15 protein-coding genes are annotated in these 12,103 nt (G+C 27.4%); 6 read left to right on the top strand and 9 right to left on the bottom strand.

The window, feature by feature from the left end; genetic code table 11:
* Positions 1–105: 105 nt before the first annotated feature.
* Positions 106–1,302, top strand: a complete 1,197-nt coding sequence (locus L2Z92_RS16305) for an LETM1-related biofilm-associated protein (protein WP_236455560.1) — start codon at positions 106–108, stop codon at positions 1,300–1,302.
* Between the two features lie 57 nt (positions 1,303–1,359).
* Here L2Z92_RS16305 and can read toward each other — a convergent pair whose 3' ends face one another.
* The 4 genes from can to L2Z92_RS16285 form a co-directional block, all read right to left on the bottom strand.
* Positions 1,360–1,995, bottom strand: coding sequence for a carbonate dehydratase (gene can, locus L2Z92_RS16300; protein ID WP_236455559.1), 636 nt, complete (start codon positions 1,993–1,995; stop codon positions 1,360–1,362).
* Positions 1,996–2,005: 10 nt separating this feature from the next.
* Complete coding sequence (locus tag L2Z92_RS16295) at positions 2,006–3,583, bottom strand: SulP family inorganic anion transporter (RefSeq protein WP_236455558.1); 1,578 nt, start codon at positions 3,581–3,583, stop codon at positions 2,006–2,008.
* A gap of 42 nt (positions 3,584–3,625) precedes the next feature.
* Positions 3,626–3,919, bottom strand: a complete 294-nt coding sequence (locus tag L2Z92_RS16290) for a hypothetical protein (RefSeq protein ID WP_236455557.1) — start codon at positions 3,917–3,919, stop codon at positions 3,626–3,628.
* Between the two features lie 111 nt (positions 3,920–4,030).
* Complete coding sequence (locus L2Z92_RS16285) at positions 4,031–4,510, bottom strand: Dps family protein (protein ID WP_236455556.1); 480 nt, start codon at positions 4,508–4,510, stop codon at positions 4,031–4,033.
* Between the two features lie 109 nt (positions 4,511–4,619).
* Between L2Z92_RS16285 and L2Z92_RS16280 the strand changes: the two genes are divergently transcribed.
* On the top strand, positions 4,620–5,561 hold the full coding sequence (locus tag L2Z92_RS16280; protein ID WP_236455555.1) for a LysR substrate-binding domain-containing protein: 942 nt from the start codon (positions 4,620–4,622) through the stop codon (positions 5,559–5,561).
* A gap of 25 nt (positions 5,562–5,586) precedes the next feature.
* Here the strand turns inward: L2Z92_RS16280 and L2Z92_RS16275 are convergent, their stop codons facing one another.
* From L2Z92_RS16275 to L2Z92_RS16260, 4 genes are all read right to left on the bottom strand, one after another.
* Entirely contained in the window at positions 5,587–5,784 is a 198-nt protein-coding gene (locus tag L2Z92_RS16275; protein WP_236455554.1) for a hypothetical protein, read from the bottom strand.
* Between the two features lie 248 nt (positions 5,785–6,032).
* On the bottom strand, positions 6,033–6,695 hold the full coding sequence (gene mnmD / locus L2Z92_RS16270; RefSeq protein ID WP_236455553.1) for a tRNA (5-methylaminomethyl-2-thiouridine)(34)-methyltransferase MnmD: 663 nt from the start codon (positions 6,693–6,695) through the stop codon (positions 6,033–6,035).
* 57 nt (positions 6,696–6,752) lie between these two features.
* Positions 6,753–7,196 carry a hypothetical protein gene (locus L2Z92_RS16265; protein ID WP_236455551.1) on the bottom strand — a complete coding sequence of 148 codons (444 nt, stop codon included), beginning with the start codon at positions 7,194–7,196 and terminating at the stop codon, positions 6,753–6,755.
* A complete protein-coding gene (locus L2Z92_RS16260; protein WP_236455550.1) occupies positions 7,196–7,654 on the bottom strand; it encodes a DUF4920 domain-containing protein in 459 nt (152 codons plus the stop codon). The genes L2Z92_RS16265 and L2Z92_RS16260 overlap by 1 nt, the downstream gene beginning before the upstream one ends.
* A 195-nt stretch (positions 7,655–7,849) precedes the next feature.
* On the opposite strand from L2Z92_RS16260, the gene L2Z92_RS16255 reads away from it, so the two are divergent.
* From L2Z92_RS16255 to L2Z92_RS16245, 3 genes are all read left to right on the top strand, one after another.
* A complete protein-coding gene (locus tag L2Z92_RS16255; protein ID WP_236455549.1) occupies positions 7,850–8,917 on the top strand; it encodes a branched-chain amino acid aminotransferase in 1,068 nt (355 codons plus the stop codon).
* A 33-nt stretch (positions 8,918–8,950) separates the two neighbouring features.
* Positions 8,951–9,517, top strand: a complete 567-nt coding sequence (locus tag L2Z92_RS16250; protein WP_236455548.1) for a Crp/Fnr family transcriptional regulator — start codon at positions 8,951–8,953, stop codon at positions 9,515–9,517.
* Between the two features lie 85 nt (positions 9,518–9,602).
* Positions 9,603–10,052: a carboxymuconolactone decarboxylase family protein gene (locus L2Z92_RS16245; RefSeq protein WP_236455547.1), complete on the top strand. Its 450-nt coding sequence runs from the start codon at positions 9,603–9,605 to the stop codon at positions 10,050–10,052.
* A gap of 47 nt (positions 10,053–10,099) precedes the next feature.
* Here the strand turns inward: L2Z92_RS16245 and L2Z92_RS16240 are convergent, their stop codons facing one another.
* Positions 10,100–10,483, bottom strand: coding sequence for a nucleoside triphosphate pyrophosphohydrolase family protein (locus tag L2Z92_RS16240; RefSeq protein ID WP_236455546.1), 384 nt, complete (start codon positions 10,481–10,483; stop codon positions 10,100–10,102).
* A gap of 364 nt (positions 10,484–10,847) precedes the next feature.
* Between L2Z92_RS16240 and L2Z92_RS16230 the strand changes: the two genes are divergently transcribed.
* The gene (locus L2Z92_RS16230) at positions 10,848–11,933 is read left to right on the top strand and encodes an SRPBCC family protein (protein ID WP_236455543.1); all 1,086 of its coding nucleotides are present in this window, start codon (positions 10,848–10,850) and stop codon (positions 11,931–11,933) included.
* Positions 11,934–12,103 lie beyond the last annotated feature (170 nt).

Raw genomic sequence — 12,103 nt, 5'->3', positions numbered from 1 at the left:
TATGACTAACTTTAAGAATATGAAAAATTATTTAGGCAAGATATAAAGATAGTTTTATATCTATAGAAAATATTTTTTCTAACTTCGCAAAATAATTAAACAATCATGATTAACCCATCAATTAACGGCTGGATAGATAAATTTTTTACGGTTTTAGAAAAACAAAAAAATGATGAAATTTTAGATAGTATTGACTACTATACTGCTATTAGGAAAACGGGGTTAATATATGGTCATGCTGTTTCTTTTTCAAATGTTAAAGAAGATGAAATAAAGGAATTATCTATTGATGAAATTACCAAAATTGTCTTTCTTGATGCTTTATATGGTGTTTTTTGTTTAAAAACTAAATCATCATCTAAAGAAGCATTCTTAAAAACAGCAAATTCATTCTATAAAGCCATACAAAAAAACAACTATTTATTCTTAAAAAAACTATTACCTGAAACATCTGATAATTTACAACTAGAGTCTGTAATTAATGATAGAATTCAGACCAATCAAAATGTTGTTTCTAAAAATTTTTCTCATATAGTAACAAATGCATTACTCTTTTTAGACGTCTTGGCATTTTATCATTTTATAGAAAATACCGATTTTTCAAAAAAATACTTTGAAACCTTCGAAAAAAGAGTTTTTCAAATTATTTGCATGGCATTAGATGTTAAAAAAATAAAAACACATGCTGATGAATTACTATTAAAATTGTTTCAAAATTCATTACGCTATTCTAAAAGTAATGAAGTCGAAAAAATTACCATTGAAGAGTTTAATTATGAATTTATCACTAATGATTTAGAAAAATTCTATTTCTTCGATTTAGTTCAAATGGCACTTTTAAGTGATGAGAAATTAGATGAGAATGAATATTTATTTCTGAATTATATTTCTGAAAAATTGACTATTTCAGACACTATTGCTACAGAAAGTATTTTAAATATTAGAAATTTCATCAAAACAAATAGAAATAACATATCCTATTTTAATCATTCAAACCCAGTTAAACATTTCTACAATCAAACTAATGCAACTGTTATAAAACTAATAACAAGAAACAAAAAAAGATTGACTAAAGAAATCGTTGAGAGTAAAGAATTAATGATTCTTTTAGCAAAATCTACAACAAAAGATTTGGATGATGTGGAAAAAAAGAAAGTAAAAAAACAGTTGTTAGATATATGTAAAACAATACCTTCTTTAACTATTTTTCTACTTCCTGGTGGTGGTATTTTATTACCAATTCTTGTAAAATATATACCTCAATTACTTCCGTCTGCATTTAACGAAAACCTAGACGAATAATTGTACTTATAAAAGATAGTAGGCTATAAAACATTTATAACCTACTAATCTATATATTTAAAATTTCAATTGATATACATTCGATAAATCTTTATCAGAACTAAAGTTTACACCTAAATCGGTTACATAGCCCGAATTTAATCCATAAACCCAACCATGGATACTCAATTCTTGACCTTTCTTCCAAGCTGATTGAACAATAGATGTTTTCGCTAAATCAAAAACTTGTTCTTTTACATTTAACTCAACGAATTTATTAAAACGATCTTTTTCATCAACAATTGAATCCAGTTCATCTTGATGAAAACGATATACATCTTTAATATGTCTAATCCAGTTATCAATTACACCGATTGAGTCATTACCCATTGCAGCTTTAACTCCACCACATCCATAATGACCACAAACAATAACATGTTTTACTTTTAAAGCATTAACAGCATAATCCAATACACTTAACATATTCATATCTGAATGCACAACCATATTAGCAATATTTCTATGTACAAATACTTCTCCTGGTTCTGCACCAATAATTTCATTTGCAGGAACACGACTATCTGAACAACCAATCCATAGTAAAGGAGGTTGTTGTCCTTCTGCTAAATTATTAAAATAATCTGGGCTAATTTTTAATTTATCTTCAACCCATAACTTATTATTCTCTATAATCTTTTTATAAAAATCACTCATAACTATTTGTTTATCTTGATTGTTTTCTTAATTTAAAAAATTCAATGTAACTACTTGGATTATCAACTTCACCTCTTTCTGATTTTAAAAGCACAAAAATGTTCTTATTCTTAGCTTGTACTACAAAATCTTCCAATATCTCAACGATATCATTGTCTAAATAGGTCGTTTTTCTAATATCTAATTCTAAACGAGAATTCTCAGGAAGGTTAAATAATTCCCTTTGAATTGTTGCCTTGTTTAGAAAAGTAATTTCTTCTGCAAATGTCATTTTTACAACTTCAGGATCTTTACTTTCACTTTTATGTAAAAAGAAAGAGTTTTGATAACTTTTTACTAAAATAACTATAACACCGATAAATAATCCAATAAAAATTCCCCATAAAAGATCTTTAAATACGATAAAGACAACTGTAATTATGAAAGGAACAAATTGTGTCCAACCTAAATTGAACATTTTTTTGAAAAGTGAAGGCTTAGCAAGCTTAAATCCTACGATAATTAAAATTGATGCTAAAACCGATTTTGGAATATGGTTTAAAAGCATTGGAATAGCTAAAACTGAAATAAGCAATAAGAAACCATGCAAAATGGCTGAAAGCTTCGTCTTAGCATTCGATTGAACATTAGCAGAACTTCTAACAATAACTTGAGTAATAGGCAAACCTCCAATTAAACCAGAAAATATATTTCCAATTCCTTGTGCAAATAATTCTCTATTTGTTGGTGTAATATTTTTTTCAGGATCTAATTTATCTGTTGCCTCAACACTTAATAATGTTTCTAAACTAGCCACAAGTGCGAGGGTGAAAGCAATAAGTATTACATCAGAAGAAAAAATTTGACTAAAATCTGGAAATTTTAAATGTTCAAGAAAACCAGATAAGTTATCTGGAGCTGGAACCTGCACTAAATGCTTTCCTTCAATTAACAAAGATGCATTGTTACTAAAAAAAACTTGTAAAATTGTACCTATAAATACAGCAACTAATGATCCTTGCACAATCTTAAAGAAATGATGCTTTTTAGTTAACACATTATCCCAAAATATAATAATAATTAACCCAATTAGACCTATTATAAATGAGCCCAATGTTATATTGTCAAAAACATTTATAATTGCACTAAAAGTATTCTCTCCAGATTGCTCAATAAAACTATCAGCACCTTCTGCTTCATTATCATATCCAAAAAAGTGAGGTATTTGCTTCAAAATAATAATGATTCCAATTCCTGTAAGCATACCTTTAATAACACTATTTGGAAAGAAATATCCAATAACTCCTAAGCGTACTATACCAAAAAGTATTTGAATTACACCTGCTAAAACTACAGCAGATAAAAATAATTCAAAACTTCCTAATGAACTTATAGCACTTGCAACAATTGCTGCTAAACCAGCAGCTGGACCACTCACCCCTATTTTTGATTTACTAATCAAACCTACTACGATCCCTCCAATTATACCCGAAATTAATCCTGATAATGGTGGAGCATCACTAGCTAAAGCAATACCTAAACACAAAGGTAAAGCCACAAAAAACACAACAATACTCGCTGGAATATCGTTCTTTAAAAACTTGAACATAAAATGATTTAATTTAATTTAAAAAAATTGTTTCGTATTTTTTTAAATTAATTCGGGAGGGGGAGAAAAAATAATTAATGTCTGACTTTCTACAAATTTGTCATCAATAATAAAATGTTTTTTTCTAAAAATTCTTTTAAATGGTAATAAAGAACAACTTTGAAAAATTGGAAGTACTTTTATTTCATTAAAACTAGCAATATTCTCTTCTTCTTCCTCTTCTGATAAATTAAAAAACGAAGAAAGATCTGCACTATCATCACATAAAGAAATAATAGATGGTGCAGAAAGGAAAAACAGAAAGAATAGTAAAACTATTTTACATAAAAACTTCATATCACAAATATAAAATTATTTTATATTCGAATTATTAAAATTAACATAAAAAACCATGTTAAACATGGTTTTTTAATATAATCAGTTGATTTTTATTGAGTTTGACTAAAATCAGTTCTCCTCACCCATCCAAGCATTTAACATCCATATCGTTTTTTCTTGTTCAGAAATGAAATCGCTCATCATTGCATTTGTACCTTCATCATCTATTTCACCTGATAAATTTGAAATTGTTCTTTCAATTTTCAACAAATGACTCAATGAATCAATGATTAACTGCACAGCCATAACATCCTTAGAAATATCTTTTCCAATTTCCAATTTACTGTTTTTTATATAGTCATCAAAAGTGTGTAAAGGTGTCCCGCCTAATGTTAGTACACGTTCTGCTATTAAATCAATTTTTATCTGAGAATCATTATAAAATTCTTCAAACTTAACATGCAAATCAAAGAAACGTTTTCCTTTAATATTCCAATGCAAACCTCTTAAATTTTGATAGTAAACTTGAAAATTAGATAACAACACATTTAATTCTTTAACTAAAAATTTCGATTCTTCTATTGGCAATCCTAAAGCATTCATTTTCATATATTTATTTTTTATTGTTTTTACTATTTTCAAATTTATATAAAAAAAAATAGCAAACTTTATAAATCAAATTGATAGTTTTTATATTTTTATCAAAAATATTGATAGAATGACTATAACTCAACTATATTATGTTTTAGCAGTAGCTGAACATAAAAATTTTACACTCGCTGCAGAAAAATGTTTTGTAACACAACCTACATTAAGTATGCAAATTCAAAAATTAGAAGACGAATTGGACATTTTAATTTTTGACAGAAGCAAAAAGCCTATTTTACTAACCGAAATTGGTGAAAAAATTGTTAATCAAGCGAAAAGTATTGTAAACGAAGCTGGAAGAATAAAAGATATTGTTGATCAACAAAAAGGATATATTGGCGGAGAATTTAAAGTTGGAATTATTCCTACAATTATGCCTACATTACTTCCAATGTTTTTAAATAGCTTCATTACAAAATACCCTAAAGTTAATCTTGTTATTGAAGAAAACACAACAGAAGAGATTATCAATAAACTAAAGAATGGTCATATAGATTGTGCAATTGCTGCTACACCTTTAGAAGAAGACAGCATAAAGGAAATAGTTCTTTATTATGAGCCATTTGTAGCTTATATACCCGAAAATCATTCTAGTTTTGAAAAGAAAGAAATAGAAATTAGCGATCTAGACTTAGATAATATTTTATTGCTACAAGATGGACATTGTTTCAGAAATGGAATTTTAAACCTATGTAAGAATAATAAATACTTCAATGAAAATCATTTTCAACTTGAAAGTGGAAGTTTTGAAACACTAATAAAACTAGCTGATGAAGGATTAGGCACTACCCTATTGCCTTATTTACATACTTTAGATTTAAACGAAAAAAATAAAACTAAACTTAGGTCATTTGTTAATCCAAAACCAGCAAGAGAAGTGAGTTTAATTTATCCTAAAAACGAATTAAAAATACATATCATTAATGCACTTAGAGACACTATTTCTAGTGTTGTTAGAGGAGCAATAGCTTTTCATGATGTTGAAATTATTAGTCCTAAAACAAAAAAATAGAGGAGCAAATGCTCCTCTATTTTTTTTATTGATTAATGTTAATTAAACATTGTTTTAACTCTGGTTTTTCTTCTGTGTACTTTAATAACCAATTCATAAGTTGGTCAATTTCATAAGGTAGCAGAACTTTGATTGCTTTTTCTAATTCTTTACAGAAAAGTAGTGGATCAAAACTTACTCTTTCAAGTATAGATTTTGAATACGAATACATTGATCTAGACATACAATTAATTAAATTTTTGATTAGACTAGGATAATAACTTGATGTAAATATAGTATTTTTTTACAAGCAACTGAATATTTAAATGTGAAAAAAATGCTAAATTTATAGTAGTATTCAACAAAATTTTTCACTCCGAAAAAATAAAAACTCAATATCAACTATAAGTAAGCGCAATGTTATTAAAAAGTAAAAAGCATTTAAAAATATAACAGATACAAAATATTTTATCTATTTATTTTAATAAAAAACTATTTTTTTATTGCTCTAAGCATCTCTCTTTTTCCAGGAGCACCTGGTAATTTTTCAACAGTAAAACCAACTTCAATCATTGCTTTCTTAATAGAACTTCTACAAGCATAGGTTACTAAAATACCTTGATCTTGCAAAGAATCAAACATGATTTTAAAAATTTCTGTTCCCCATAATTCAGGTTGCACATTAAAACCAAATGCATCAAAATAAATAAGATTATAAGCATCAACATCTTTAATGTCCTTAAAAAATTGCTTTCTCTTCTCTAATGAAAAGTATTCTGCAATAACATTTTTTTCTTCCCAAGGTCTATTATGAAGCGATAAAAACAAATCTTGCTTGTCTTCAACATTTAAAGAAGTTGTATAATTTAAACTTTCAACTTCACTATTTTCAATAGGAAATGCTTCAACACCAACATAGTTTATATTTTGCTTTCTCTTTTCTGCTTCTAATAAAGTAATAAAAGCATTTAAACCTGTCCCAAATCCTACTTCTAAAATTGAAACAGAAGAGGTTTGAATAAGGTCTAAACCACATTTAATAAAAACATGTTGTGCCTCTTGAATGGCTCCAAATTTAGAATGATACGTTTCATTCAAATCGGTCAAATGAATAGTTGTTGAACCATCTTTTGTTATGATAATCTCTCTTTTCACTACTTTATTATTTGATACAAAGAAAAAAGTTTAAGAACGTATCTTAAACTTTTTAATCTATTTTATGTATAATTTTTTAATTTTCGGTATCGGTCCACCACACTTTACTTGATGACATTGGATGCAAGCATCAATACCATTATTAAAATGTGCTTTAGCGTTATCTGGATCTTTATAAATCAATTCTTGCGCTTCTATAAATTTCTTTGCTTGTTCGTTAAAAAAAACATCTTTATCAGTTTCGTCCGTTAAAACAGCACTGTGAATTCTTGTGAAATGTTGTGGAAATGCTCCAATTGTATCTCCATTAATAATTCGATCTTTCAATCTTTGATTATCAACATACATTTGTTCCATTAAAGCTGCCATTTCGGACATTTCATACATTTCAAAACCCTCTTCGTTCTCTTTCGTTTCTGAAGTGCATTCAGTTTTATCATTAGCCTTAGAATTACAAGCACTTAAGCCCAGTAAAACCAATAATACTATTGCTTTTTTCATTATTTAGCAATTAGTACACCGTCAGCCATAAAAGAATAAGTCACTTTTGGTGCAACTATACTATCAATTGCTTCTTGTGATTTTCCTGCATCTTTTGCATAATGTTTCAAATCATCTACAGATTCAACACTAACAAATGCTTTACCATTAACAACTGCTTCTTTATCTTTAGCGTTCATAGGAACGAAAAAAGCATAATCTTTAAATTTCACGAAAGCTTTTTCTTCATCTGCTAAATCAATTTTCATCCAACAACCTTTCTTTTGGCAAACATCTTCAATATTAGAAGTAAATTTCACATTAATTGTGTCACCTTCTTTCATTGTTTTATACTTGTCAAATAATTCTTCTTTAGAAATTGCTCCATCAGCAGCTATTGAATCTCCGAAAGTAGCATATTTTTCCTGACAACTCATTATTACTAATGCTAAAGCTCCGAAACAAATTATTTTTTTCATGATTTATATGTATTTTAAACTGTTTATTCACAAAAATAAATAAATTGTTTAAAAAAGCTATAAAATTGTTAATAATCTAAGTTTTATTTTTTAAAATCCTTCTTGAAAAGGATTCCTTTTTTACTAAATTTGCACAAAATTTAATAGGAGTAATTCTTCTTAAGTTAATATTCACAATACACAACTAATATATATATGGACATTAAAAATTTAGAAAACATAGACATTACTTTATCTACAGCTTCAAAAATTAATGAAGTAGATTTCGATAACCTTTCTTTTGGAAACACTTTTACAGATCATATGTTAGTTTGTGATTTTGAGAATGGTGTTTGGAAAAAACCAAGTATTGAGCCTTATGCTCCTTTTATGATAGATCCTTCTGCTAAAGTTTTTCATTATGGACAAGCTATTTTTGAAGGAATGAAAGCATACAAAGACAATCAAGATGACGTTTGGTTATTTAGACCAGAACAAAATTTTGAGCGTTTTAACAAAAGTGCATCTAGAATGGCTATGCCAGAAGTGCCAGAAGATGTTTTCATGGGCGGTTTAAAACGTTTATTAGAAATTGAAAAAAATTGGGTTAAAAAAGGAGATGGAAACTCTTTATATATTCGACCATTTATGATTGCAACTGGAAAGGGTGTTGTTGCCGCTCCTGCTGTATTTTATAGGTTTATGATTATTTTATCTCCTGCAAAATCATACTATTCTGGCGAAGTGAAAGTATTAATCGCAGAACATTTTAGTAGAGCTGCAAATGGAGGAATTGGTGCTGCAAAAGCTGCTGGAAATTACTCAGCGCAGTTTTATCCAACAAAATTAGCAAACGAACAAGGTTTTCAACAAATTATTTGGACCGATGATGCTACGCATACTAAATTAGAAGAAGCAGGAACAATGAATGTTTTCTTTAGAATTAATGATACGTTACATACTGCTCCAACAAGTGAGAGAATTCTTGATGGAATTACTAGAAAAAGTATTATTGATTTAGCTAAAAGAGAAAATATTAATGTAGATATTCGTCCTGTTTTAGTAGAAGAATTAGTTGAAGCTGCTAAAAACGGAAGTTTAAAAGAGATTTTTGGTGCAGGAACAGCAGCAGTAATTAATCCTATTGTTGGTTTCTCTTACAAAGAAGAATATTTTGAATTACCTAAAAATGAAGATTCATTTGCAATTGATTTGAAAAAGAAATTAACCGACATTCAATACAAAAATGCAGAAGACACTTTTGGTTGGACTGTGAAAATATAATTATACCTAACAAGGTTTTAAACTTTACTTCAAATGGAGCAACATCTAAAAGAATATTTCAATAGATATGTTTCATTTGAAGATAAAGAAATCAAAACTTTTTTATCGAAATGCGAATACAAAACTTACCAAAAGAAAGATTTTATTCTTCAAGAAGGTAACATTTGTAAGTATCAATATTTCATTCTTGAAGGTCTTGTTCGCTCCTATTACATTGATAAAAAAGGAAATGAAAAAATCACTCAATTTGCCATTGAAAATTGGTGGTTTACAAATATGGAAAGCTTCATAAAAGAAACACCTTCCCATTTATTTATTCAATGTATTGAAGACTCCAAAATACTAATGATAAGTAACGAAAATCTAGAAAAACTATACATTGCAATTCCAAAACTAGAACGATTATTTCGTTTAATTAATCAAAATATGATTATTGCAATTCAGAAAAAAAATGATTTTCTTTCTAAACTAAAAAGCAAAGATCGTTACTCTAATTTAGTCGATAATTTTCCAGATTTCGCACAAAGAGTTCCTTTATTTATGATTGCATCCTATTTAGAAATTACTCCCGAATACCTAAGTGAAATTAGAAAGAAGTAGGTTTTTCTTATTTCTTAAGATATCTTAATTTTTAAGAAAAAACTCAAGCCTACATTTGTACTATAATTTTAAATAACTACAAATTATGGAACGAATTACATTTGAAAGAATACCAAAAGGAATGGTAGAAAGCTTAATGAAAACCGAAAGCTACATTAAAGAAACATCTTTAGAATTCGGTCTCTTAGAACTTATTCGATTGCGTGTTTCACAAATTAATAAATGTGCTTATTGTATCGATATGCACTATAAAGAATTGAAACAATCTGGTGAAACCGAGTTACGATTATCAACTTTGAGTGTTTGGCAAGAAACTCCTTTTTTTACTGAAAAAGAAAAAGCGACACTTCTATTTGCTGAATCATTAACGATTATCAACCAAAGTGAAATTACAGATAGCATGTATAAATCTTTAACCTCTTTCTATGATGATGAAACAATTTGCAACTTGATACTTATTGTAGCGCAAATAAATTCATGGAATAGAATTGTTAGAACACTAAAGTTTATTCCAGGTAATTATATCGTCCAATAAAGTTAAATAAAAAACGTGTTTAATTTTTAAACACGTTTTTTTATAAGTTACTTCAGTATAGCTTCAAAGTTTGGTTTAAAATAATTTGGACCTTTCATTACCTTTCCATCTTCTCTGTAAATTGGCTTACCATCTTCACCAAGTTTACTCATATTACTTCTTTGAATCTCATCAAAAACAGCTTCAATTTTATCTTGAAGACCGTGTTCTAAAATTGTACCACATAAAATATATAACATATCACCCAAAGCATCTGCAATCTCAACAATATCATTATTTTTAACAGCCTCTAAATATTCTTCATTTTCTTCTTTCATTAATTCAAATCGTAAAGCATTCTTTTGAACACCTAAATCTGCTTTCAATTCGTTACTAACACCTAAACCATAAGTGTTGTGGAATAATCTAACTGCTTCTAATTGTTTTTTCATTCTTGTTTTTTTTTATAATTAGTTTTGAAAATCAAGCTATTACTTTATATTTTAAAAAAAATAGATTTTAATTCATTTTATAAGTGTAAATATATTTAATTGACTATTTCATTTCTTACTTTTGTAAAAAATATATAATCATGTTTTCAACAGGCCAACTTTATTTTGCAATATTCTTTGTAATTGTTTTCATTTTTTTAATGATTAGGGTTTATAAAAAAGATTTAAAAGACCTTAAACTTCAATACAAAGGTGTCTATTGGATTTTATTTGGCTTTTTACTGTTTATAGGATTATTGTTTGTAATAAAATTCTATTTAAAAGAATAATTTTATATATTTGATAAACTCCATATTTCCAAAAAATGAGAATCGCTAAATATATTATACTACTATTATTATTATTTACTATAGCTTTTACTGTTTTTATTGCCACACAACCTAGTGAATTCAATATTAGTCAGGAGAAAACTATCTCTTATTCAAAAGCAAAATTATTCGATTTTATAAGCGATTATAAAAATCTTGAAAATTGGCATCCAAAATTAAATAACCAACCAACAATTAAAAGCAAATATTCTGAAACTACAATAGGTGAAGGAGCTTTTATTAAATGGGAAGAAAATAGCATTTCAACAACAAAAATATTCAATCAAGATTCTATATTTCAGATTGAAAAAATAGATGGTGAAGAATACAAAACGTATTGGACTTTTAAAGAAGAAAAAGAAAGTACTAAAATTACATGGGGAATTAAAGGAACTTTAAGTTTTAGAGAAAAAATTGTTGCTCTCTTAAAAGGAAAAAACAATTCTAGTATTTCAACCTACTTAAACACCGGTTTAGAAAACATCAATAGCTTTCTAGTTGATGAAGTAAATAATTTTAGTGTTTCCTTAGATGGAGTTATTACCAAACAAGCAACTAATTTTATTCAACAAAAAGACTCTTGTTCAATACCAGAATTTCAAGCAAAATCGGAAGCATTATTAAAAAACATAAATACTTTTGTTACAGATAACGGAATACAAAGAAATGGAGATTCTTTTATTATGTTTAAAAATTGGGATGAAAGTAATGATTATGTTGTTTATTCTGTAATTGTTCCTATAGATGAAGAAATTTTAACTACACCACTTAGCGACATTACTGGTGGTTTTATGGAAGAGTTTATGGCTGTAAAATCTACTTTAAAAGGAGATCATAAGAATAGAAAATATGCTTGGGAAAAAGCCTTAACATTTTTTGAAAAAGAAGAAAATAGTGACTATATAAAAGACGATACGCAACCGTTAATTGAGTCTTACAAAGTGAATAGGCTTACTAGTAAAGTTAAACCTTCAAAATTTGTTACAGAAGTACTAATACCTGTAAAAAAGAAATTTGAAAAACCTGTAGTAGTTGTTAAGAAACCTGTTGAAGTTCCTATTAGTGATACAATTAATAATTAAAGGACAAGTTTATTTTAACATTATAAAGCATAAAAAATGGAGTTGATTAACTCCATTTTTTATGCTTTATAAATACTATCTTCTCTACAAATGAAAACTTATACCATTTGTGATTTGAATTTACTGTAAAAGAAAATGATGATTTTTTTATTGATATGAAATAGAAAATC

The organism is Flavobacterium jumunjinense (assembly GCF_021650975.2).
Taxonomy (GTDB): Bacteria; Bacteroidota; Bacteroidia; order Flavobacteriales; family Flavobacteriaceae; genus Flavobacterium; species Flavobacterium jumunjinense.
The sequence above is the reverse complement of the archived record's forward strand: the minus strand, read 5'-3'. Positions and strand labels throughout refer to the sequence as shown.